Annotated in this window: 21 protein-coding genes; 16 read left to right on the plus strand and 5 right to left on the minus strand. The window is 44.4% G+C overall.

The genetic code is table 11. The features are described 5' to 3' along the window. The first annotated feature begins 617 nt into the window (after positions 1–617). The 10 genes from F7231_RS05065 (at position 618) to F7231_RS05110 (ending at position 11,527) form a co-directional block, all read left to right on the plus strand. The gene (locus F7231_RS05065; protein ID WP_166691116.1) at positions 618–1,019 is read left to right on the plus strand and encodes a hypothetical protein; all 402 of its coding nucleotides are present in this window, start codon (positions 618–620) and stop codon (positions 1,017–1,019) included. 698 nt (positions 1,020–1,717) lie between these two features. Beyond that, positions 1,718–2,368, plus strand: coding sequence for an HNH endonuclease (locus F7231_RS05070; protein WP_166691117.1), 651 nt, complete (start codon positions 1,718–1,720; stop codon positions 2,366–2,368). An 848-nt stretch (positions 2,369–3,216) separates the two neighbouring features. Next, complete coding sequence (locus F7231_RS05075; RefSeq protein WP_166691118.1) at positions 3,217–3,723, plus strand: hypothetical protein; 507 nt, start codon at positions 3,217–3,219, stop codon at positions 3,721–3,723. A 238-nt stretch (positions 3,724–3,961) separates the two neighbouring features. Further along, positions 3,962–5,056, plus strand: a complete 1,095-nt coding sequence (locus tag F7231_RS05080) for an SIR2 family protein (RefSeq protein ID WP_166691119.1) — start codon at positions 3,962–3,964, stop codon at positions 5,054–5,056. Positions 5,057–5,421: 365 nt separating this feature from the next. Then, a complete protein-coding gene (locus F7231_RS05085) occupies positions 5,422–5,715 on the plus strand; it encodes an SMI1/KNR4 family protein (RefSeq protein WP_166691120.1) in 294 nt (97 codons plus the stop codon). A gap of 24 nt (positions 5,716–5,739) precedes the next feature. Beyond that, entirely contained in the window at positions 5,740–5,964 is a 225-nt protein-coding gene (locus tag F7231_RS05090) for a hypothetical protein (protein ID WP_166691121.1), read from the plus strand. 368 nt (positions 5,965–6,332) lie between these two features. Next, positions 6,333–6,881: a hypothetical protein gene (locus F7231_RS05095; protein WP_166691122.1), complete on the plus strand. Its 549-nt coding sequence runs from the start codon at positions 6,333–6,335 to the stop codon at positions 6,879–6,881. Between the two features lie 1,644 nt (positions 6,882–8,525). After that, complete coding sequence (locus F7231_RS05100; RefSeq protein ID WP_166691123.1) at positions 8,526–8,918, plus strand: hypothetical protein; 393 nt, start codon at positions 8,526–8,528, stop codon at positions 8,916–8,918. A 323-nt stretch (positions 8,919–9,241) separates the two neighbouring features. After that, positions 9,242–9,841: a hypothetical protein gene (locus F7231_RS05105; RefSeq protein WP_166691124.1), complete on the plus strand. Its 600-nt coding sequence runs from the start codon at positions 9,242–9,244 to the stop codon at positions 9,839–9,841. A gap of 1,125 nt (positions 9,842–10,966) precedes the next feature. Next, positions 10,967–11,527 carry a dihydrofolate reductase family protein gene (locus tag F7231_RS05110; RefSeq protein WP_166691125.1) on the plus strand — a complete coding sequence of 187 codons (561 nt, stop codon included), beginning with the start codon at positions 10,967–10,969 and terminating at the stop codon, positions 11,525–11,527. A gap of 356 nt (positions 11,528–11,883) precedes the next feature. On the opposite strand, the gene F7231_RS05115 is transcribed toward F7231_RS05110, so the two are convergent. Next, positions 11,884–12,039: a hypothetical protein gene (locus F7231_RS05115; protein ID WP_166691126.1), complete on the minus strand. Its 156-nt coding sequence runs from the start codon at positions 12,037–12,039 to the stop codon at positions 11,884–11,886. Positions 12,040–12,111: 72 nt separating this feature from the next. Next, the gene (locus tag F7231_RS05120) at positions 12,112–12,708 is read right to left on the minus strand and encodes a DUF4142 domain-containing protein (RefSeq protein WP_166691127.1); all 597 of its coding nucleotides are present in this window, start codon (positions 12,706–12,708) and stop codon (positions 12,112–12,114) included. Between the two features lie 463 nt (positions 12,709–13,171). Here F7231_RS05120 and F7231_RS05125 point away from each other — a divergent pair, with 463 nt between their 5' ends. The 5 genes from F7231_RS05125 (at position 13,172) to F7231_RS05145 (ending at position 17,742) form a co-directional block, all read left to right on the plus strand. Continuing rightward, complete coding sequence (locus F7231_RS05125) at positions 13,172–13,555, plus strand: hypothetical protein (RefSeq protein WP_166691128.1); 384 nt, start codon at positions 13,172–13,174, stop codon at positions 13,553–13,555. Positions 13,556–14,837: 1,282 nt separating this feature from the next. Further along, complete coding sequence (locus F7231_RS05130) at positions 14,838–15,197, plus strand: hypothetical protein (protein WP_166691129.1); 360 nt, start codon at positions 14,838–14,840, stop codon at positions 15,195–15,197. 654 nt (positions 15,198–15,851) lie between these two features. Beyond that, the gene (locus F7231_RS05135) at positions 15,852–16,235 is read left to right on the plus strand and encodes a hypothetical protein (protein WP_166691130.1); all 384 of its coding nucleotides are present in this window, start codon (positions 15,852–15,854) and stop codon (positions 16,233–16,235) included. A 143-nt stretch (positions 16,236–16,378) separates the two neighbouring features. Continuing rightward, positions 16,379–16,810, plus strand: coding sequence for a DUF6331 family protein (locus tag F7231_RS05140; protein WP_166691131.1), 432 nt, complete (start codon positions 16,379–16,381; stop codon positions 16,808–16,810). 401 nt (positions 16,811–17,211) lie between these two features. Continuing rightward, positions 17,212–17,742: a hypothetical protein gene (locus F7231_RS05145; protein ID WP_166691132.1), complete on the plus strand. Its 531-nt coding sequence runs from the start codon at positions 17,212–17,214 to the stop codon at positions 17,740–17,742. A gap of 247 nt (positions 17,743–17,989) precedes the next feature. Here F7231_RS05145 and F7231_RS05150 read toward each other — a convergent pair whose 3' ends face one another. Further along, the gene (locus F7231_RS05150; protein ID WP_166691133.1) at positions 17,990–18,355 is read right to left on the minus strand and encodes a hypothetical protein; all 366 of its coding nucleotides are present in this window, start codon (positions 18,353–18,355) and stop codon (positions 17,990–17,992) included. A gap of 111 nt (positions 18,356–18,466) precedes the next feature. After that, entirely contained in the window at positions 18,467–18,919 is a 453-nt protein-coding gene (locus F7231_RS05155; RefSeq protein WP_166691134.1) for a nuclear transport factor 2 family protein, read from the minus strand. 1,374 nt (positions 18,920–20,293) lie between these two features. On the opposite strand from F7231_RS05155, the gene F7231_RS05160 reads away from it, so the two are divergent. Next, positions 20,294–21,070: a phytanoyl-CoA dioxygenase family protein gene (locus F7231_RS05160; RefSeq protein ID WP_166691135.1), complete on the plus strand. Its 777-nt coding sequence runs from the start codon at positions 20,294–20,296 to the stop codon at positions 21,068–21,070. 851 nt (positions 21,071–21,921) lie between these two features. Here F7231_RS05160 and F7231_RS05165 read toward each other — a convergent pair. Beyond that, positions 21,922–23,076, minus strand: coding sequence for a hypothetical protein (locus tag F7231_RS05165; RefSeq protein WP_166691136.1), 1,155 nt, complete (start codon positions 23,074–23,076; stop codon positions 21,922–21,924). Between the last annotated feature and the right edge of the window lie 272 nt (positions 23,077–23,348).

Here is a 23,348-nt window from a genome sequence, read left to right on the forward strand (position 1 = left end):
GTAAATAGAGACGCAATCAGTAGTCAAAAGTTTACATTGTTATTTTATGTGGTAATTAGTATTGTCATCATCACTAGTTTTAGAAATATTAGACGACGAGTAATGCTCGATCCAATGCAACTAAAATTATTAACGTATATGGTAGTACTATTTCCTATAATCGCATTAATTATTACATTCTTTTTTAGTTATTTCAAATAATTATACTCATTCGTATACCAATCATTCGACAGAGTTAATTCCTAGGTGATGAGCATTTTTTCTGGCGTTTCTCGCCTGGTTGGACAGGTCAATCAAGCGTGGACAGCACGTTGAAAAACGCGTTCCGGCCGACAGAGGAACGTACCTGATTTGCACCGTTCGACAGCCTAGTCTGTTGGCTTCGGCCTCTCTCGGCTTGCTTGGTTTTGTGCTTTGTTGGTTAGCGTTGCGGGGTCCACTTACCCCTGACAGGGGACTCTTTGAGCGTTCAACGCGGCAGCCCAACGCAGACAAGGGTGAAAAGGTCAGGGTTAGGTATCTTGCTGTGAGCTAAGCAAATCCCATCAGCCCTTGCGGTTGTTGGGTGACCCGTTCATGTCAGTGGGCGTTTCACGTTATTGGCGACAATGGACAAAATGAAAACTGTAAAGCTAATCGGCTTGGTGTTTTTGCTGCTGTTGATCGACAGTGCCATCAGGTTCGTTATTCTGATCACTCACAGCCAGAAAACGTATGTCGATTCAGTAGGTGATTTTTTTAGAGAGTACCTGTCTTTCACGGCTTTCCATATCTATTATCTAGGCCTAATTTACTGGATATTGGCAGGGCTCTATGCGCTGATTGCCAGCAAAATACCGGTCAATCGAGCATCTCACTTAGCCTTGGGCGCAGTCATTGCCCTGGCGATGTATTTGGTTTATGCCATTTACTTCTTTTTAGAACTGAGGTCCAAACAGTTTTATCTTCTTGTCATCGCTTACCCGCTATTGGGTGGCCTGTTCGGGGCTATTTATTACAATATTTACAGACGAAAGTAGCTTTCCTGCTTGACAACAACCGATCCTTCGGCGCTTACAACACTCGCGTTTCCTTGAGTTAGAGCGTTGATCCTTGTGGTTACTGGCGGACAGCAAGTTCACAAAAGCGTTGCGACCGACATAGCAACGTGCCTGAGTGCAACGGTTGACAGTCTCGGATTTACAGCTTCGGCCTCTATCGGCTTGTCTGGTTGTGTGCGTTGTTGGTTAGCGCTGCGGGGTCCACTTACCTTGGACAGGAATCACACGATTAGGCCAATACGGCAGCCCAACCAGGCGAAGGTGTAAAGGTGGAACGTACCTGATCGTGGCTTATCTTGCTTCCACCATCAGCCTTCGCAGGCGTTGGGTGATTCAGTCATGTAGGTGGGCGTTTCGCGTCTCGTGCGACAGGATAACAAATTGATAGTGAGCGTTCTTTGCAGGTTGGCCGCGTACTTGGCGACAGGTCAATGTCCGGTTGATAGTATGCAGGTTATCGCATCTTAGTGGACAGGGGGACGTATCTGCGACAGCACGAACCCATTATTTCATATGACTTCTTGTTTGTATATTTCACCCTTAGCTTCTTTAAATACGAGAACGTGCGCCATTTTCTACTTTACCACAATGAGGACAAGCGGGGGCCATATGAGTTGGAGACTTTCAACGGGGAACATTCAGCGTCGTACAATAAGCGGCAAACCGTTATTGACAGTATGGGCCAAACACTTTGGATCGTCACAGGCCGAAGTGAAAAGCAAAAACCCAAACTGTATTTCCTAGCTGCCAGGCTAACGCCTTCTTCCTACAAGGAAGATGACTACGGCGACCTAATCTTTCGGGCGACTGGTAAGCAGTTAGCTACTCCAGTTCCAATCCTTGACCAAGTTCTGCTTGCCGCATTGAAGCAGGCTACTGCCAACTTTATCGGTTATGCTGAGCTGAAAGATCTGTCTGTTGTTAAATCACTTACCTCTCTTCTGGACGTTACAACAGCCGTTGAGCCTGCTTCGACAGTATTTTACCCCGATGAGTTTGCGACCGACAAAATGCACACTGAAGGGGCGAAGAAGCAGATTTATGTCAATGTTTACGAACGTGATAAGGCAGCGCGCGAAGCTTGTATCAAGCATTGGGGTGCTAAGTGCCGAGTTTGCGAGATGACCTTCGAAGCACAGTATGGGCCAGTTGGTGAGGGCTTTATTCATGTGCATCACCTGAAACCAATAGCTAAAATTGGACAGGCCTATAGAGTTGATCCTATCAATGACCTTATTCCTGTTTGCCCTAACTGCCATGCTATGCTGCATAGACGGGATCCGGCTTACAGCGTTATCGAGTTGAAGGCGATCATTAGTCAATTGTAAAATGGCTTTTTCTCGGCTTGTTTGGTACTGTGCTTTGTTAGTCAGCGCTGCGGGGTCCACTTACCACGGACAGGAAAGTGGTCGATAGTTCAACGCGGCACCCAACACGAACAAGGGTGAAAAGGTCAAGGCAACGTACCTGAGTGTGACTTATCTTGTGGCCATCAGCCCTTGTGATCGTTGGGTGGCCCGTCCAAGTCAGTGGGTATTTCACGTACCGGGCAACAGGATAACTAATTGATAGTGAGCGTTCTTTTTATTTGAATTTCGCGTTCCGGTCGACAGGTCAATGACCGTTTGACAGCGCGTTTATTGCAGGCGTGTCACATGTGGTTGGACAGGGTAATCACCGTCTGACAGAACGTCGACAAACGCGTTTCGGCCGACACTGGAACGTACCTGAGTGCCACCGTTTGACAGCCTCGGCTTCTTTGCTTCGGCCTCTCTCGGTTTATTCGGTTTTGTGTGTTGTTGGTCAGCTTTGCGGGGTCCACTCGCGGTGGACAGGACACTGTCCGTCGCGCCATGAATTCACCCAACAAGGGCAAGGTTGTAAAGGTGTAACGTGTGGGGTTGTGGCTTATCTTGTGGTGCACCATCAGCCCTTGCAGGCGTTGGGTGACCGGTCCATTTGTGGCTTCCATTTCCGGCTTCGGGCGACAGGTGGCACGTCCGAGAGGTCAGTTTTAGGCTTCCATTTCCGATTTCCGTGTGACAATTTGAGCGCCCCGGTCAGGTAGGTTTAGAAGAGTTGGGCGGGTTTCGTTTGACACGAGCCGCGACGGAGTTACGCCAGACCGCTCAATTGAAAAGCTATAAATATGTAAACCAAATAGCACTGATCTAATATGGATTCAAAATCATTACTTGAATGGGTTAAGGTATTAGGTGCAATATTATTATCTTGGCCAATAGTTGGACTTATTTCACTGTTGTTTTTTCGTAATCCACTATTGAAAATTTTAGAGCAATTTTCAGAATCAAGAATAATAAAAGCAAAGTTTGGCCCAGTGGAAATTGAGAGGGAAATTCACATTCTCTCATCAAAAGTTGAGGAGCAGAAAAGTGAACAGGAAAGACAGAAGTCTGAAATAGAAACTCTTAAGTTTCTGATTACTAATTTTGTTACGGAAGCTGAACTTACACATCTTGAAAAATTGTCTAAAAACGATCCATTTCTTTTTGATAAGGCTTCATACTTTGAGCTTGAGTTAAGGCGTTTGCGATCCTTCGGCCTGATAAATAATTTCCCCGGCAAAGGCATTCGTGAGATGCCACAAAAAGGTAATTTGAAAGATTATTTCGCCATAACAGAAAGAGGTAAAGAGTATCTTGAACTTAGGAAGAATACTTAAATTATTGCGGGCACTCGAGGATTGGTCAGCTTGTGTAATTCGAACCGTGCGTTGTCGTGCGCTCCGCATGGGGTGGTTACTGCTGACAAGATGCTCGCCCCGAAGGACGCCTTTCAGCCCAACGACAAAGGGTGTAAGGGTTGAGGGAACTTGTGTTCAGGCAAGTAATTCGTTCATTATCAGTCCTTTTTGGCGTTGAGTATAGATACACTAAAAACCTAAATTCGCAACAATAATTATGAATACTTATAATAGTGGTTCTGAAAGAATTCAAATCGGCTCAAGTAGTAGGCTTAGGTTGAAATACCTTAATGATTTAAAAGAAGCATATAAAGAGCGACGTCTAGTCTTATTTTTAGGTGCAGGTGTATCATTACCTTATGGTATTCCCACATGGAAAGATTTAGTTACTAACATATTAATAAATAGAGCAGATGAAAGATACGAGTATTTTTTCCCTGCGTATAGGCCTGCCTTAGCCTCTTGGTTATCAGACAAACTTGGTTTTTCTCCAACTCTTCTTGCACGTGTAATTCGATATCAAATAGATAATCATGGCCATCTATCAGATGTCAAACAGCAAGTGAATGAATATAGGCGTGTAATAAGAGACGCTTTATATCGAACTTACAGACCTGATGTACAAGGTGATACTACTTTGGCCGCTTTGGTAAGAATTATTGAAGCAAACGAAGGTGAAAATAGGGAACGAGCCTTTCCTGCAATTGTGAATTTCAATTTTGATAATTTGCTTGAAAAGATGCTTACTGAAAGAGGTATTGGAGTGAATCCTGTATATAAGAATTCACGAGTTATAAATAAAAATCTTTCTATAATTCACGTAAATGGTTATTTGCCAAATAATAGTTCCAAGCTGGATTCAGAGCTAATTTTTACTGAGGATGAGTTTAATAAATTAACTTTCAGTCAGTTGCATTGGGCTGTTTCAGAATTAACTAATTACCTTAGGAATTATACAGTTCTCTTTGTTGGCTTATCAATGTCAGATCCTAATCTTAGGCGATTACTTGATGGCACTTGTCTAAATAAAAGAAAAACAGTCCATTATGTGTTACGGAAAGATTATGTGTTATCTGCAGAAGAGCTGGAACAAGCAAAGTCGGAGATAGAGGCAAGAGCCCAAGAAATTAGAGCACGAGTAGGGGAAGGAGAAATAAAGTCAAACGTTTCGCTAACCGATGCTATTGAAACGATGTTAAAACAAGCTCATAAATATGACCGTAGGCTATTTAAGGATATGGGGGTTGGCACACTGTGGTTGAATGACTATAATGACATTCCGCAAATATTGGAGTGGATAACTCATGAATGATTTCGGCTGACAAGTAGTACTTAAATGTTAGTCCAATTTAAAAAGTTATTGCATGTGTTAGTGCCTAGCTGCGTGAGGTAACTTCCGGGCGACAGGTAGCACGTCCCGAAGGAAAGCGGACAGCCCAACCGGCCATGTATGTAAAGGCTCGTTCCTCGCCATCAACACATGGGGGCGTTGGGTGATTCAATCATGTCAATGGGCATTTCACGTGTCGTTCGACAAGATAACGAATTGATAGTGAGCGTTTTTTGCTGGCGGATCGCGTTTAGTCAGACAGGCTAAAATCCGTCCGACAGCGTGTTTTGACAGATTAAGCACTGTACTTTGCGACAGGCCAAAGCTCATTAAAAGGCGGAATAAAAATGAATGAGCTAACAAGTAAAATTCATCAATTAAAGAGTGCTGTCTCTAACGCGGGTTGCTTACCTGAAGAAATCGACAAATTTGAAGATGTTTATGGACCGATAGACGAAGAGTACCGTGACTTTCTGCTGTGGTCAAATGGAATAAAGTTTGAAAACTATGAACTTAAAATCCCGTCTTACAACGAATACAAATTACGAGTAGGTGATGACGAAGAATTTATATCGCTCTACTTTTATCATTTAGCCTCATTAGGTGCTGTTCAAGAGTGTATAGATTTTGCTAACGCCTAGGTAAGAGATTTGACGGATTACGACATGGATAGTAAGGATTATTTCATCAACCACTTTCATCCGATCGCGTATGATGTTGTTGGAAGAGACTACGTCTGTATACCGAAAGCCAGCGTAATTAGTGGTATTTATTTAGTGAATTGGTGGGAGCCCAGTTCTTATGGTTATTTGCCATTTCCGCAAGTTAAGATTGCAGATTCGTTGTCTGATTTGGTGGATTTACTGCTAACTACTGGTGTTGTTGGTTAGCGCTGCGGGGTCCACTTACCTCTGACAGGCATCACTCGTCGCGTTCAACGCGACACCCAACGGAGACAAGGGTGAAAAGGTCAAGGGCACGTTATTTGCGTTCAGTAGTGTTTCGGCCATCAGCCCTTGTGGTCGTTGGGTGGCCCGTTCATGTCGGCGGGCGTTTCACGTATCGTGCGACAGGATAAAGAATTGATAATTAATGACATGTGTAGGTTTATCAGGTAGGTGTTGACAAGTCGGTCACCGCTAGACAGAACGAGTAATATGCGTTTTATGCGACAGAGCAACGCCCTGAGCATTTATGTTCGACAGCCTCAGTTTATTATCAATTAACTCAAGGGACGACATGTAATTTTTAAATCATTATGAAAAAAACGATGCTTTGTGCTTTAGTGAGCTGTGCTTTCTTTTTTCAAGCTTGTGGGCAGGGTCAACCAAAGAATCAGGTTAGTATTAATGAGTCTAAAGAATATGCGAATATTTCATATCGTTTTAGTGTTGAGACACCCAATGATTGGAAACTGTATAGAAAAATAATCAATGACACCGTTAATCAGAAATCAACTGTAGACTGGGGACTACCGGTAGTTTACAGCGAGTTAGAGAAAACCACTATTGAGAATTCAATTTCGATTACCGCTTATCGTAGAAAAGATATCAATTCTGTTAGTCAATTAATTTTAGCAGAGTATCTGAGAGTAGATCCAACAAAGCATGCACTTGAAATTGATAGTACGAGTGAAAATGCAAGACTTATCTACTCAACAGTTAATAAAAATAAGTACAAAGGCAAATCTTATTTCGTATTTAATAATGGTATCGGTTATGTTGTGAATTTCATGGCAACTCCTGGCACTTATGATAAAAATATAGCCAAATTTGAAGCGTTTTACAAAAGGATTAAGTTTCTTTAAATGGCTATGTGCGTTATTGGTCAGCTCTGCGGGGTCCACTCGCGATGGACAGGAAACTCTCGAAGTGCTAAGCGGCACCCAACGAAAACAAGGGTGAAAAGGTCAGGGGCACGTACCTGAGTTTGGCTTATCTTGTAGCCACCATCAGCCCTTGTGGTTGTTGGGCGAATCAATCATGTCAATGAGCGTTTCACGTTACGTGAGACAGGATAACGTATTGACAATGAGTGCTTTTCTTGCAGGTTTACCACGTGCCTGTTGACTGGCCAAAGTCTGGTGAACAGCACGTAGAAAAAGCGTTTCGGCCGACAAGGCAACGTACATAGGAGAGCTTAGACGAGTGAGATAAATCCTGACCAGTACACCATGACTAGGAAACAGTACACTATAATTGGGACATCCAGTATCCCTCTACTGCTGTTGCTGATTATATGCCTTGCACTTAAATGGAATCCCATGCTATTGTTCGTTGGGCGATTCGTTCCTGAGTTGTTGCCCTATTATTGGCTTGGCTACTTGGTTTTGGTTGGCTATTGGTTGTTAGGCCTCTATAGTGGACTCAAAGCTCAACGAGAAAGATCTTAAGTGTATTAGCGTCGCTTAGGTCCACTCGCGTTGGACAGGAAACTGTCCGGCTAGCCTTAGCGGCACCCAACGAAGCAGAGGGTGTAAAGGTTGTCACGTACCTGAGTTTTGGCTTATTTTTCGTTCACCATCGACCCTCTGGGGTGTTGTGCGAGATGCCCCCTACCTGCCCTTGCTTTTGTCCTATTTATATAATCACAATTTCACTGCACGTTAACCCTTGAAAAAGCTGTTACGGATCATTCTAACTAACTGGATTCACTTAGTCGGTTTCTATATCACGACTTGCCTCACATTGCTTTTATTTAAGGCGACAGGACTTTCTGAAGAGTCTAATTCATGGACGACAACCATAGCAATAATACCCGTATCAACTCTATTCTTATTCATGCTATACGGGCCAATGGTCATAATAGGCTTTTACGCAGTTTTAATCATACTGGATATTCTGTGCTTTGAATTCACTCAACTGAATGTATTGAAGGTGATTTTGTTTGAATGGCTTTTGATGATTTCTCCTTTCATTTTCTGGGCATTCAAGTATGAGTATTGGCTATGGATTACTCTATCTCTTTCCTTCTTGATTACACAATTTATTAGAAAACCGAGACTTGAGAGTTGGGTAGTTTCAAGCATGTAACTGGGCATTCTAGTTTCGTGCAACAGGTCACGTACCACCGTTCGATAACCTCGGCTTCAGCAGATTGTGCGTTATTGTTTAACTCTGCGGGGTCCACTTACCTCGGACAGGAAACTGCCCGGCTAGCCTGACCGGCACCCAACAAAGGCAAAGTTGAAAAGGTGTAACGTACCTGAGTCTGCTCTATCTTGCGGTGCACCATCAGCCTTTGCAGACGTTAGGTGATTCGTCCATGCAAGCGGGTATTTCGCGTTACGCGCGACAGGACAACGAATTGATAGCGAGCGTTTTTTTGTCGGTTTTTCACGTACCTGTTGACAGGTTAACATCTAGTGGACGGGGTTATGGTCGACACGTATATTAATTATGATCTCTACAATTACCGGGGACGGATACAGCTATTTTTCTCTTTGTAATTCATGTGGTCAGATCGATACTACTACCTCAATATTTACCACGACGAACAACTTAGCGTTGATTTTGATACTCAGCAACTGACTGATTTTATTAAGTCTTTGCCTCAATTCGAGCAAAAGGGGAAGTTTTCTTTTACGAATAGTAAGCAGTTTAGGGTATTTTCTGACATCACCCTTCTGTCTGCTGACCAGATTCATAGTTGGTCATCGCTTGACAGCGGTATACGTACGAACTTGGTCTCAATCGTCTGTGCTAAAGATCCTACTATAGATTTTCAGATTGTTCAAACCGTTCTGATACAAATTGCAACGTACCTAAACTGGCAATTGGTTGATGAACAAACTGATGACGGAATTGAAAATTTCGTTTTATGGAAACCTAGATATGGTGTTTAGCTTTGCTTGGTCCACTGACCTCTGACAGGAAACTGTCCGGCTAGCCTGAGTGGCCCCCAACGAAGCAGAGGGTGTAAAGGTTGTCACGTACCTGCGTTTTGGCTTATCTTGTGTTCACCATCAGCCCTCTGTGGCGTTGGGTGACTCGGCCATGCAGGTGGCGTAGGCGCGTCTCGGTCGACAGGGTAACGAATTGATAATGAACGTTATTTTATTGGTATTTCGCGTTTCGTGCGACAGGTCAATGACCGTTCGACAGCGCGTCTTAGCTGGTTTGCCACGTACCCAGCACTGACAAGCCAATCTCCTCATTAGTTTTTAGGATGGAAATAGAGGAAAAAAGATATGAGGTTTTGAAGGGATTACCCGCTTACGGGCCTATGTATATCCCTGTTACTCAAGTTGAACAACCTTTTATTAGTCCCTTTAGTGAGGGATTGGTTATCCGTTTCTTTAAGTCGGATGGAAACACCTGGGTTGCTAATTTTAATCTGGGCTGGACTGATTTCAGTGAAGTCTTTGACTTTCCAGCTACAGATATAACCGTTGTCATTGCCGGTGGTAGCGGATACGTAATGAATCGAAATTTCACTAAGCCGATAGCTACTTTTGAAGCCACAATTACAGCGGCCCTTATGGTTACTAAGCAGGAAATAATTGCCGCTACAGATACGGATATTGTAATTATTAATGCTGAGGGTCAACTATGGAAGTCTGAAAGAATATCGTGGGATGGCATCAAGGATTTATACATGGAAGGGGAAGTACTTCATGGTAAGTCCTACGATCCAATGGAAGATAATGATGAATGGGTTGGTTTTGCATTAAACTTGACGACTAAAAAGGTCACAGGCGGTAGTTATAGTCGTTATTATAATTCAGATGGTACACCAGTCAAACAGAAGCCTTGGTGGAAGTTTTAATTATGCAAATGATGTGCATTGTTATCAGCGCTGCTTAGTCCACTTACCTCTGACAGGCATCACTCGGATAGGCCAGTGCGGCAGCCCAACGCAGGCAAAGGTGTAAAGGCGTAACGTACCTGATTGTGATCTATCTTGCTTGTACCATCAGCCTTTGCGGATGTTGGGTGATTCGATTATGCAAGTGGGTATTTCACGTATCGGTCGACAGGATGACAAGTTGATAGTGAGCGTTATTTGCTATCGTTTCGCCTCCAGTCGACAGGTTAATCACCGTTTGACAGCGCGTTTTGGCTGGTCTGCCACGTACTAGGCGAAAAGAAACGCCCCCATTTGGGCAAGCTAAGACAGTTAGAAAATTATGATTGAATATGCCTTCATGATTTTAGGTGGAGTTTGTCTGATTACGCTCACAAGCGCATTTTACTGTAAAGTGTATTTTCAATATGCACTTGAAATGCGAAGGCGTAACTTGGCCGACAACTCTTTTTTGACGCTCCCGTTGACGTCGCCTTTGTTGTGGTTCAAAATTGCATTGCCATTTAGCTTCGTTTACCCAGTTGATTTACTTTCATCAGAAGAAAAAACATTGCAAAAGCATGCTATAGCTAGTGTCAAAGCTTTTTGGTTGAGTCTTGTGGGAGTTTTTTTGCTCTCATTTATTAGAGCACTCGTACCCTAAAATATTAATTCTCAGTGTCTTCTTGTTCGGTTTGTGCGTTGTTGGTTAGCTCTGCGGGGTCCACTTACCTGTGACAGGAAAGATGCGATCAGGCCAAAGCGGCAGCCCAACAAGCGAAGGGTGAAAAGGTCAAGGCCACGTACCTGCGTTTGGCTTATCTTATGGCCATCAGCCCTTCGGGGTGTTGGGTGATTCAATCATGTCAGTGGGTGTTTCACGTTACCGGCGACAGGGTAAAGACTTGACAGTGAGCGTTCTTTGTAGGGTTTCCACGTACTTGTTGACAATCTGAATTCTGTTTGACAGCACGTTGGGGCTGGTAGGCAACCTATCTGGCGACAGGTCAAACCACCGTAGAAAGAACAAAAAAGGTTTTATTTTTATGGCGCCTTTAACTCATCATAATCGCACTTATGTAACAGCAAAAAATAGACTTCAAAAACATGAGACGACTGGTCGTGAAAGCATGGATGAGCTTGGATGGGGTCTTTGATGGTGATTCAATGGAACAATGGTTTAATCCCTTCCAAAGCGAAGCGCGTAATGCCTCTATTCAAGAAATAACTCGGGACTCTGATGCCATCTTGCTTGGCCGTTCGAGTTATGAAATGTTAGCCCCTTACTGGTCAGCTTTACATCATAATGAAATGGGCATTGCTGACAAGCTCAATGAAGTACCAAAATATGTGGCTTCTAATTCATTAGAAAAAGCTGACTGGCACAACACAACTATTCTCAAAGGCGACATTGTCGGGGCAGTTAGGGAACTTAAGCAGCAGGCTGGGCAGCAGATTTTGTTAGATGGCAGCGCTAGTTTAGTTCATTCATTAATGGAAACCGACTTAATTGATGAATATGTGTTCTGGATTCATCCCATCATTATGGGTAGTGGAAAGCGGTTTTTTCAGGATGGAATGCCGCTGACTAAGCTTACGCTGACTCAAAATAGGGAGTTAGACCTCGGCGTTATGCTACAGCATTATAAACCGTCAAAAGAAAAATAAAACTCTACCTTAACACGGTATATTTCTAAGATGAGTAATTGCGTCCGATCAAAACAGAATCACCTATCAGTCACATAACATAACTACTGCTAGATACGGTTTCTGGGAATAATACAATTAAACGCCTAGTCTAGGTGTCACAAGGAAATAAAATGTGTTTCGTGCGAGAGGGCAACGCACCTACAATTCACCACTTGATAGGCTCCGGCTATTTGGTTGTGTGTTTGGTTGGTTAGCGTTGCTTGGTTCCACTTACCTCTGACAGGAATCACTCGGCGCGTTCAACGTGACACCCAACTCAAACAAGGGTGAAAAGGTCAAAGGCACGTATCTTGCCCAGAGTAAAGCGACTTCCATCAGCCCTTGTGGGTGTTGGGTGCATCGGCCATCAAGTGCGTGTTTGCGGGCTTCGGTCGACAGGCGGTACGTCCCGGAGGGTAGCGTTTGGCTTCCATTTCGGCGTTTCGTGCGATAGATTGAACGCCCCAGTTGGGCGGGTTTTGGGCTTCCATTTTGGGGTTTCGGCTGACAAGCCAACCGCCCCGACAAGCAAGATTTGTGCTTCGCACGCTCGGTGTAAAAATCTACGCTCCACCTAATTCACCCAGAATCCGGCGTGTTATCGCAACATGTTCTTTAAAAACAGCAAGTGCCAATGTTGCCAGATGCCGGGTCTGACTTTCAGCTGCACCTGTTTTACCTGTCGAATTTTTCAGGTAATTCTGAGCCAGATCACGTAGAAACTCATGATTTTCGAGTTGCGCCTGTATATATGCTTTGTCAAAAGCCGTTCCTTTGGCTGTCGTCTTGATTTTGTTGAGCGTAGCCTGTGCTTTTGCATCCATAGCCGGTACAGGTGTACCCAAATCTTTCAGCACACTCGTTACTGACTTGGCTTCCTCCAGTTCAAACCCAGCAAACTCCTTCGCATTTTTCTGAGTGGCTTTGCTCACGGCTATTTGGCTGGTAGCCAGCGAAAGTTCGGCGGGACCAATGACCCCCTGCCGAAATTCTTTTTCGTTGGTTGCCTGGGGAACCTGACCTAATGCGCTAACACCAGTTTCAATACCAGCCGACTGTAATAGGGAAGTAAATGCAGGTAAACCAGCACTCAGGAGGAGTGTGTTAGTTAGCGATTTTTTAAAGAACACCCGGCGGGGCGTTTTTTCGGAACAATCCATGATTGTAATATTAAAAGGTGAACTAAGTAAAACTCAGCAGTCTAAAACAGTCTATCCCAAGAGCTGATCGGAACAGCCACGTAACTGGGTTGCCAGTAAGAAATCAATGCCAATAGAGTTAACTGGCTAATGAACCTATATGATACAATATTATTTCTTTTTGCGAGGGAACGGCCACAGTAAACGGCTTAGGGCTCCTGTTTATCCAATTCATCGGATTCGTGCGTTGTTGTCCGCTCCGCACGGGTCAGCTTCCCGGCGACAGGGAGCACGTTCCGTAGGAAGCCAAGCAGCCCAACCAGCAAGGGGTGTAAAGGTTGGACGCTATGCTTGTAGTTTTGAGTGATCTCAACCACCATCAACCCCTTGGGCCGTTGGGTGATGCCAAAAAGCTGAAAAACAGCGTAGTGGTCGGGTTTCGGTCGACACGAGATATTTGTTCACCAGTTAGATTAGTTATGAAATGAAGACCAAGATTTTCGGATTGCTATTTTTTGCTTTTCTTCAATCTTGTATACTAAAATCTGACTGCGAAAACGAGTTAATTTCAGCTTTGAACAGCGACGATGATAAACTAAGCCTGTTTCTTTTTACTAGAGACTGTGGGGCTACCACAGCAACGTCGGTTCAACTTTTGCTACGTAGTAAAGAGGATAATCTAACTGATAATGAAACGGGCAATATCTTTGTGGCAGATGGTAAGCCTACGTTAGAAAGTTACAGAGAAGCTGTTTCCGTAAAATGGATTAGTAAAAATGTTGTAGAAGTTCAATTCGACAAAACCTTAAGAGTTTTCGAGCAAGATACTACCTGGGGAAGCACTAAAATTAAGTATCTGCTCAAATAGCGATAAAATGGCGTGTTGCGGGCGACAGGGAGCCCATCCCGAGGGCGGGTTTGCAGCCTAACCCAATGAGGGTGTAAGGTTGGAAGTGATTTGTGTTCAGTAACGTAGCGCGCTCATCCATCAGCCCTCTGGGGCGTTGGGTGGCCCATTTAAGCGGCCGTTCCACGTTACTTGCGACAGTATAACGACTTGGTGATGAGCGTTCTTTTGTTGGTGTTTCGTGTTCTGGTTGAGAGGTTAATGGCCGTTTGACAGCGCGTTTTTGTGGATGTGCAATGTACCTGGCGACAGATTGGTCACCGCTGGACAGAACGATCAAAATGCATTTCAGCCGACACAGTAACGTACCTGAGCGCCACCGCCTGACAGCCTCGGCTTGCTTGGCTCGGCCTCTCTCGGTTTCAGCGGTTATGTGCGTTTGTGGTTAGCGCTGCGGGGTCCACTTACCTCGGACAGGAAACTGCTGGAGCGTTCAACGCGACACCCAACGAAGCAGAGGGTGTAAAGGTTGTCACGTACCTGCGTTTTGGCTTATCTTGTGTTCACCATCAGCCCTCTGGGGCGTTGGGTGATTCAGTCATGTAAGTGGCGTCGGCACGTTACGTCTGACAAGGTAACAAATTGACAATGAGTGCTATTTTTAGGTTTGCCACGTGCCTGTTGACAGGCCAAAGTCTGGTGGACAGCACGTATAAAAAGCGTTTCGGCCGACAAGGCAACGTACGTAGGAGAGATTAGACGAGTGAGATAAATCCTGACCAGTACACTATGACTAGGAAACACTACACTATAATTGGGACATCGGTTATCCCTCTATTACTGCTGCTGATTATATGCCTTGCACTTAACTGGAACCCTTTGCAGCTACTGGTTGGGCGATTTGTTCCTGAGTTGTTGCCCTATTATTGGCTTGGCTATTTGGTTTTGGTTGGCTATTGGTTGTTAGGCCTCTATAGTGGACTCAAAGCTCAACGAGCAAGATCTTAAGTGTATTAGCTCTGCTTGGGTCCACTTACCTCTGACAGGAATCACGCGGAGTGCGACGCAGCAGCCCAACAAGCGAAGGGTGAAAAGGTCGTGGTAACGTACCTGTGTTTGGCTTAACTTTCGGCCATCAGCCCTTCGTGGCGTTGGGTGACCCATCCAAGTCAGTGGGCGTTTTACGTTTCGGTTGACAGCGTACGTACTTAACTTATTGAGTGAGGTAGCTAGAGCATACTAACGCTTGCGGGCGAGGATGGGTCAAGCCAGAAAGAACGCCTTTATGTGTCCACTACGACTCATGGTCCTCATCGCTTTGCTAGGCAGTTGCCGAACACAGGAACCACAACCCGCACCAACTTATACGAATCAGGTGGGTATGGTTCACGCCAAGACTACTACGCGAGGAGGCCCATCGCAATACATCCTCGAAGATGGCGACGAGTCGTCGGCAACGCTTCGTCGCTACCTGGTCACTAATTTTCCCGATAGCCTGCGGCAGTATATGCTAGGCAGGACGTATGGTGCCCCGGTTATTTTTAGCGGTGTTACCTCTTTGGTACTCAAGCCAGTTATTGAACCCTCAGCATACGATGGCACTGAAACAGATTACGAACTACCCACCATTGAGCTAACCGCCATTCGTCGAAAACAATTATAGCTTGGATTTGTACGAGTCGGCTTTGCGTGGTTGTGGTTCCTGTAATAAAGTGCCTGTGGATGTGCGACCAATGGCAATTGACAACATAGGAGAGAAAATCTCGTGAGCGCATGAAAGGGTGTCACTTAGAGCTACTCAACAAATTTCGACGATGAAAATGGTCCATTATTGTCCGCGCGCTGTGGCGCTGAGTATCATTAGGCTCTGTGTGGGTCTGGGCTGTAAGGACGAGGTGGTTTTTCAGCCCGACCAGCCCACTGTGGTCAAAGAACCAACTCAAAGCGGATGCAGTGACGGTACTTGTTGCAACAAGTCGCCTAAGTTCATTTTTGAGTATGAGGAGACGGTAGTAGGGGAACCTGTTGTACTTGGTGGCCCTCCGTATGATAGCGACCGGGGGCTTGGCTTTGACAGAGGGGTATCCAGTAGGAGCGGCAAACCGTTCTACAATAGAGTTGCTGAGATCTGTGACCTGTGTCATGACAAGGTGAAAGGACTCTCCTTATCGCCAGCCGTTATTACCAGAGACACCACCTTTAAACCGGACTACCGGGTTTGGGGACGTATCTACACGGGGGCGCCGGGAACCAGTACGGTTTATTTACATTGACCGCATTGAGCGACTTAAATAAGGCTATCTAAACTGATTCGCTAGTGTTCTTTTATTTATTGTTTCGCGTTGCGTGTAAAGACTGTTGCAGCCAGTTAGAAGCAGCCATTCCACGATTGGCAGCCCGATTAAATGGCGTTTCAGTCGGGAGACTAACTCAGGATGATCCGTTCTTAACCCTCAATGAAATTGTTTATGATAGCGAGCCATTTGCCGGAACTCCCAAGAAGATAACGTTGCTGTTTATGTGCGATGGCGAACAGGAGAAACTGGCTGCTTTTGCTCAACAACAGGCCAAAGCTCCCGACTACAACCCTAATCAAAAATATCGCATCTGGGGGCAAATTTATGAGGTTGACTCGCTTACTACTTTCATTCCAGACCGTGAATACGCATTGAAAATTGATCGTATTGAAAAGATGGACTAACTACTATAAACTACTTACTACGATCCGCCGTATTAAGTCTACCTTGGCTCTCCGTTGAGCTGGCCTGCGAAAAGAAGCGGGTGCTTTCAAGCTTAATATAACTATTACTTATATAACAACGATAAAGTTTGTACATGGCACGAATGACTGAACGAGAAAGATTATTGATTGGTCCTGACAAGGAAATAATATTACTTGAATTTGATTACGACAGCAGCCCTGTATTAGAGGTAGATGCCTTTCTAGGTAGTTACTCTGACGATGTCATGCTCAAATATGCTAATGCCAAAGACCCTTTGGGGCAATTCTGGAATAAAGCAGAAACGGTATGTATGATAGCCTGTTGTGGTATTTATGCATTTGATCTTTGGCCGGACAACATCGCTAAAGTCGTTCAAGAACTTGATAAAGTAGGTTTACTGAAACAGCTTGAAAATTTAAAGAATCAAGTATTAAACAGTAGTGAGCAAATTGTTAGCTATTATAGACTTAATCAAAATTTTGCTAAAGTGTCCTTCCTGGAGTTACTTAATTATTTAATCACAGAAGTCAAAAGTAGCTCATTATATAAATAATATTATATTGTTCCTTACGTTCATAGAAGTCATATTCTATTTTGATTTTCTTAACATATTCACGCTTATAAAACAGATGAAGAAGGTTGCTATAAAACTCTCTAATGATGAATATAACACTGTAAAAAGCTGTTTTATCCAGCACAATAACTTCGACTACATATTTCATCAAGAGAACCTTTTTTGTCAACATGATAAAGTTGAACTCCTTATTCCTCTTAGGCAATTCGACAACTTTATGATGGAATTAGCAGAAACTAGAAGAGCCAAAGGAACTATTAACAGCATTCATACAAGTTTTGGACGTAAAGTAGATTCGATAATAGATAGACTTACCACCGAGTTTTATGGATAGTCGAATAACATAACCACGCTTATACAATAAAAATAGCCGACTCTATATGGATTATAGCACTCTAGAACAAGCGATCAGACGAGTCAATCTGCCATTTCTTGAGTCAATTGGGTTTAAGGTCTGCAAAGAATCAAAAGGGAATATTGAACTCGAAACACAGCAAACATTTATAAGAATTCGGTTTCATTACAGCTTACCTGGCTTGGAAGTGTACTTCGGCACTAAGGAGAGTAGTGAAGATGAATTGAGCTTTAACGATATTCATAATCTCTTAGGATTGTCGATTTCCTCTAAATCAACAGAAGCCTATCTAGATCAAATCAATTCTATAATTAACGAGAACAAAACCCTTTTGGTTGACAATCAGGACTTTTATAAAAAGTCTTTGAAATGGAAAGACAAGCAAAACGAAGCCTACAACTTTACCATGCAAATGAGCTTTGCTTTAAATAAGGCAGATGCTTACTGGCAGAAAGGTGATTATGCTCTTTTCGTTAATGAGCTACTGCCCTACAAACCGGCCTTATCTAATTCATACCTCAAAAAAATAGTTATGGCTGAAAAGAGGCTTGTATAACTTATAATTTAGGACATTTTCTAGTTTAACAGTCAGAAGCATTTTGATACATTACAGGGAATAGTCTCATAACATATTCTTAGTTACAGAGCTCGTCTGGGAAATGTACAAACTAGCTGATGGTTAGACATTTGTATATTTCCTAGACGGGATCTATAACTACACTTATGTTATTCGACTTAAACAATAAGTAAACTTCAAAAATGAATACTGACCTGATTGGAAAAGTACAATCTACAGCTTTATTCTAATAGTACTCCACTTTTTTTGAATGATCATGAAAGCGGATATGGTCATCAACTCCCCCAATATCAATCAAATTGCCAGAACAGTCAAAAATGGTTAGTATATCTTCAAATGAACTGCTGTTCTTATTTTCAACAACTAGGAAATAGTCGTTGTCGTAGTATCTCACTGTTATTTCTATACTTTCCTCATAATGCTGTTGAAAGAAGTCTAATTTGTGATTTTGCCAAGTAATATTCTTTAATGACTCCTCAGTAAAACAAGAGGAATTAATCATGGCTGAACTGACATTCTCTTTCGATCTACACATTTGAACTGTGGATAGAAAACCAACTAGAACAGCAATTACAGAAATGAACTTTCTCATAACCTTTGGATAAAATAAGATCTATAATATACAGACTATTACCAGAATAGAGTATCGCTCATTTTTGTTATATAAGTGGTGATATGTTAAGGAATTCTGTGGCTAACAGACTTAATCTTCGATAGGAGCTGCCAAGGCTTCACTAATGCCATAGGCAGCCAACCCTTCGCACGTGGCGATTAGAACTGCCGTATCTAAGTAGGCTCGCAAATACACCACTTTGCCCCAGCGCATTTTTATCAGATGTAGCCCCTCATTGACATAGCTTGATCCATCAGCCGGGGTTGCCCGGTCTGTCCATTCGACGGCAATCGTTGTCATCCAGGGCCAGCCACTGACAGCCACACTGCGGATCTCAAAGTTCAATCCAGGGAAAAGCCGAAATAAGCGAGCAAACCATTCTCGCATGGCTGGAATACTATGACGAGTGCCCCCCAGCGTATGTTTGCCACTGAACGTATGGGTAATCGAAGGCGATATGCCTTTCAACATTGATTCGTAGTCTCCGTGACTTAACCGCTCGAAATTCTGAAGGACGATCTTTTTGACAATGCGATGGTACATAACGTTGTAAAATAGTAGGGTAGTTGATAATCGGTTGTCTATTTGCTCTTGTTGTATAATCTCCACTACGTTAAATACCCCTCAAATGGCGAATCTATCACGACCTTCCTTTACGATTCCCAAAATCGGGTCTCTAGTCAAATCTCTGAATCTTACGCCAATGGCAGTTTATCGTCGACCAACACGAATATATACGAGTTTGACGCTAGGAATAAATCACAACTGGTGTACAAACCTTAATTGACGCCCGTAGGCCAACTCCACCCGCTTCGTCTCGGAGAAAAGCTACTTATGTCTATGACCAGGGAGCTAATCCGTACTATAGCATACCAAGTGTAGTGTATCGACTCTTCGGAGGGGGAGGGGCTAGTAACAGTCCTAACAATTTTGTTCTTGATACATACTCGATATCCGATCAACTTACCGGCCTCTACCCTTCGGATGCTTACACCGAAACTTATGTGACAACCAACACCTACCAGGATGGCCTTCTAGTGGAGAGATATTTACGCGGTCAAACTACACGGTTCGTGTACGAAAACTATTAGTAAGGGGAGGAGCTATACCCCAAAGCTGCACGAAATTTAGGGTATGGCTGGCTAACGAGTTTGTCAATTAGCTCCGCAGTTGCGGTAAGTAAGCCTCATGCCTCAAAAACGCTCGAACAGGCGAACACACTGTAGACTCTTTTACGGACGAGAAAACCTAGCCTAATGGATGTCATCGGCTATATCTTGAAATAGTTCATTAACATACTACGTCGTCTGAAACCCACCCGGGGATAATACAATTCGCGTGCGTTTGCCACGTCGTATGAAACGTCGCGATCACTTGGCGATCAGCAAGCGATTGGCCAAACACTAATCGTGTGTATTGCTAACTCAACCAGTGACTGAAAACGAAACGTTGATTGTTGAGATGACAATTTGAGATAGCAGCTCTCAGGAACAGGATTATCAGAAGCAACAACCGTTTCGCAAAACGGGCAATTTTTGAAACAATACGTAGCCTGAAGACTCGTACTTTGGCTATCATACTGTTTGAGTGTATAAACTCGCTAAAACAAACGCTGCTCGTTACTGGACCGTAGTAACCCTAGTTGCCGATAACAATTAAGTAGTAGCTTTGCTCCATGAGGATGACACCCATGTTATAGTGCCCCTTCCTGATGTTACCCTAACATCATGCCTTTTTAAAAGGCCTAGTTCCCTATTGGCTTCACATAGGAAATTTATAAATTTATACCTTTCAGAGTAGACAAATACGGTTGGTACTGGTAGATTTTATTACTACTAGTGGACGCCATACTTGTCTTGTCTTAGTGGTCATTCATTGGCCTCTGTCAGGTACATCCTCTCATAATCGTTTGTACTAATGCAGGAAGGACTAACTAAAGAGCAAATCGAGCAATTTATTCACACGGGTTTTGTGCAGCTTGAGAACGCTTTTTCGCAAGAGCATGCTCAGAAGGTAAGGAACATCCTTTGGCAGGATATGCAAGTTGACCCACAGAATTCTTCCAGTTGGACCAAACCAGTCATTCGACTGGGCATGTATGCTCAGCCGCCCTTTGTTGAGGCTGCAAACACGGCAAGTTTACACAAGGCATTCGATCAATTGGTTGGGCAAGGTCGTTGGATTCCCCCTCAAAGTATAGGCACCTTTCCCATTCGTTTTCCTTCAAATGAAGAACCTGGAGACACCGGTTGGCATGTCGACGCCAGTTTTCCCGGAGCTGACCCGATGAATTATTTGGAGTGGCGGATTAATGTGCGCTCGAAAGGAAGAGGTCTGCTGATGTTATTTCTTTTTTCGGATGTCAGCCAAGCCGATGCGCCTACTCGTATTCGAGTCAGCTCCCATTTGGAAGTAGCCCGCATGCTGTCTCCAGCGGGAGAAACAGGGTTTTCGTTCATGGAGCTTGCCACTAAGTTGTCAGCGATGCCCGAAGGGGAGGAGATCGCGGCTATTGGTCAAGCTGGTACAGTGTATCTGTGTCATCCCTTTTTAGCGCATGCCGCGCAGGCACATCGAGGCACCGAACCCAGATTTTTAGCCCAGCCGCCCCTACTACTACGTGATGAGTTAGTGATTATGGACTCGCAAAATGGCTATTCGCCTGTGGAAGAGGCTATTCGTATAGCACTGTAAAAAAGTGGGGTAAACAACGTTCCTGTGTTCAATCCTTCATAGAAAGGAAGAACACAGGACTTTTTGTAAATAGAAACAGAGCAGTTAGCGTGTTCTATCATCAATAATAAGTTACTCCAGAGGTCACTATAGGTTAGATACGAACGCACTATAGATTCTCTTAAAATGCTCCAATCGTTTGGCACTCGATGCATGTCCGAAAGTGCGTTTTATTTTTCTGGCTTTGTAGACTTATTCACGTTGATCAACGGCTAAACAGGGTGACTAAAGCGGAATTAATAGTCAACCTACATCAGTCCTGAAAATGGCACTTTACCCATAGGGTTGAAAGACGTACATGTGTCCTCCACTTTCAAATATTTTGTATTTTTCTTGGTAATCGTTCAGAAAAAGAACAATTATTTGACCGCACCAGCGGCCCGGACTCCAGCAGATGCATCATCGTAAGCGAAAGCCCCGGCTACGATACTATCCGTATAAGAAAGTAAGGTACGTCGGACGGTCATTGCCGAAATGGGCAATAGGAAACCAACGTGGTCCGGCGTTTTGCGCTAGCTTTAATAGCTGTTTAGTGGTTCCACTCTGTGATTGAGCCGCGGCGTACCCCAGCCACCGCGGCTCAATCACAGAGCACACGTAAACTCGCCGCTTACGCTTGCTTTCTCGCGTTTTATCCGTGTGTCTAGGATAAGTATATCTTGTTGTTAATACCGAGGATATAAGCGGAAATTTAAATGAAGCTCACTCGGATACTAGTTTGACAAACTGCGATGGATCATCCATTCTCAGCACTCCATGGGCCGCTCTATCGGTTAGACAAGGGCCCGGCGATCTTCCCTGTTTATGCCCCATTAAGGCTGACTGATCCGAACCTGAGTGAACTGCCAGGCCGAACTGACAAAGGTATTGATACTGACATCGTTCAGATCCGCATAAATACGCTGTAGCGTACCGACGTAAATCCAAAGCGGTACTTGAGCGGGGAAAGCCATTTTAGTCTGTAACGTGAGAGTCCGCACTTGGCCTGGTGTTGACAAATAACGAACACCCGGACAGGAGTCGCCATTGCCCTCGCCGTGGGTTCCACCCAGTACTACATCTGACTCCGTTACGGGGACCTCATCTTCCCAATTCCATAGGATACCCATGACGAACCGCTCTTGGGTGAAGGCACCGTACTCTGACCAGCCCCATTCATTGTAAGTCTCCAGACAATGCTGGGACAACAGGCAGGTCACCTCAAATTGAATTCGAATCACCCCGCTTGCTGACGGGATAAAAGGGACCAAAAAACCGGTTTCCCGCGATACGTGCATGAAGTCATAATCTCCGGCATTCTTATTTTTGAACCAAATGCAGCTGCCGCTCAGACCCTGATCGCCATTGAGTCGAGACTCCCGGCGCATAATCTGCCCCGATCCCGTTTTGTAAGCCATCCCGCCCCGATCCCACCACGCATAGGGGGGAGACTCAACCGCTACAGGGGGCCCACCAAAGGGGGTTAGTGGCGGGGGAATGGGTAAATCAGTGAGCAAACTGCCTAAACTTAAGGGCGTAAAGCTCAGTTCGCTGGCTACCTCACTCACCTGTATAGTCCCCAGCGCTGAGGAAGGGGCTGTCACTAGCTGTTGTTTTTCGGCCCGGGCGTGTTGGCTAAGCTGACGTAAGGCGTCCAGATCGACGCCCAGCCGCTGAGCAAACTGGCGGGATTGCTCTTCCCGCTGCTGGCGCTGGCGACGGGCCTGCTCAGGCGACAGGAGCCGATCGTTGGTTTCCCGGGATGCATGCTCAAGGGCATATTGGGTCAGTTGTCTAGCCGCATCGGGGCCTATGAGTTGAATGCGTTGAGCCCGAAACCGTTGCTCTACATCGGCATACTGCTTTTGTAAACGAGCCTCCCGACTAACTGCCAGCCGTTGGGCCGTGTTCAGGTAGTCGATCAGTTTTTGACCTGTTGATTGGACCCCTAACGTAGCTGGGTCAACAAAATAGTTTTTACCAGGCATGCTGTTTTTGATTTGTGAGAAGTTTAACCTTGACGAGCCCCTATATGGCCAGCTAGCGTCTGAAGCGGTCATCATTCTGTGCTAAGGCACGGCGCAGGTGTCCATTGGCCCCTGCCAATGCATCATGAGATAGTCAATAAGTCAATGGCCCAAAACAGGATTTATAGTAAGCGGTAGATCTTTTTATGAACGGGCCCAAGTTGAGGTTCGATCGCTAGCCTACGGATCGGGTTATACAGGGATGAAATTGATCAGCCAATTAAAGGCTTTTA

Origin of the sequence: Fibrivirga algicola, from assembly GCF_011742925.1 — a bacterium.
GTDB classification, from domain to species: Bacteria; Bacteroidota; Bacteroidia; order Cytophagales; family Spirosomataceae; genus Fibrella; species Fibrella algicola.

Coding starts and splice junctions, on each gene's coding strand:
- F7231_RS05080 (WP_166691119.1), top strand. CDS start 3,962: ATGAATACTTATAATAGTGGTTCTGAAAGAATTCAAATCGGCTCAAGT.
- F7231_RS05095 (WP_166691122.1), top strand. CDS start 6,333: ATGAAAAAAACGATGCTTTGTGCTTTAGTGAGCTGTGCTTTCTTTTTT.
- F7231_RS05075 (WP_166691118.1), top strand. CDS start 3,217: ATGGATTCAAAATCATTACTTGAATGGGTTAAGGTATTAGGTGCAATA.
- F7231_RS05065 (WP_166691116.1), top strand. CDS start 618: ATGAAAACTGTAAAGCTAATCGGCTTGGTGTTTTTGCTGCTGTTGATC.
- F7231_RS05110 (WP_166691125.1), top strand. CDS start 10,967: ATGAGACGACTGGTCGTGAAAGCATGGATGAGCTTGGATGGGGTCTTT.
- F7231_RS05120 (WP_166691127.1), bottom strand. CDS start 12,708: ATGGATTGTTCCGAAAAAACGCCCCGCCGGGTGTTCTTTAAAAAATCG.
- F7231_RS05165 (WP_166691136.1), bottom strand. CDS start 23,076: ATGCCTGGTAAAAACTATTTTGTTGACCCAGCTACGTTAGGGGTCCAA.
- F7231_RS05085 (WP_166691120.1), top strand. CDS start 5,422: ATGAATGAGCTAACAAGTAAAATTCATCAATTAAAGAGTGCTGTCTCT.
- F7231_RS05155 (WP_166691134.1), bottom strand. CDS start 18,919: ATGTACCATCGCATTGTCAAAAAGATCGTCCTTCAGAATTTCGAGCGG.
- F7231_RS05150 (WP_166691133.1), bottom strand. CDS start 18,355: ATGAGAAAGTTCATTTCTGTAATTGCTGTTCTAGTTGGTTTTCTATCC.
- F7231_RS05115 (WP_166691126.1), bottom strand. CDS start 12,039: ATGGAAGCCCAAAACCCGCCCAACTGGGGCGTTCAATCTATCGCACGA.
- F7231_RS05160 (WP_166691135.1), top strand. CDS start 20,294: ATGCAGGAAGGACTAACTAAAGAGCAAATCGAGCAATTTATTCACACG.
- F7231_RS05125 (WP_166691128.1), top strand. CDS start 13,172: ATGAAGACCAAGATTTTCGGATTGCTATTTTTTGCTTTTCTTCAATCT.
- F7231_RS05140 (WP_166691131.1), top strand. CDS start 16,379: ATGACTGAACGAGAAAGATTATTGATTGGTCCTGACAAGGAAATAATA.
- F7231_RS05130 (WP_166691129.1), top strand. CDS start 14,838: ATGGTCCTCATCGCTTTGCTAGGCAGTTGCCGAACACAGGAACCACAA.
- F7231_RS05145 (WP_166691132.1), top strand. CDS start 17,212: ATGGATTATAGCACTCTAGAACAAGCGATCAGACGAGTCAATCTGCCA.
- F7231_RS05070 (WP_166691117.1), top strand. CDS start 1,718: ATGGGCCAAACACTTTGGATCGTCACAGGCCGAAGTGAAAAGCAAAAA.
- F7231_RS05105 (WP_166691124.1), top strand. CDS start 9,242: ATGGAAATAGAGGAAAAAAGATATGAGGTTTTGAAGGGATTACCCGCT.
- F7231_RS05100 (WP_166691123.1), top strand. CDS start 8,526: ATGTGGTCAGATCGATACTACTACCTCAATATTTACCACGACGAACAA.
- F7231_RS05090 (WP_166691121.1), top strand. CDS start 5,740: ATGGATAGTAAGGATTATTTCATCAACCACTTTCATCCGATCGCGTAT.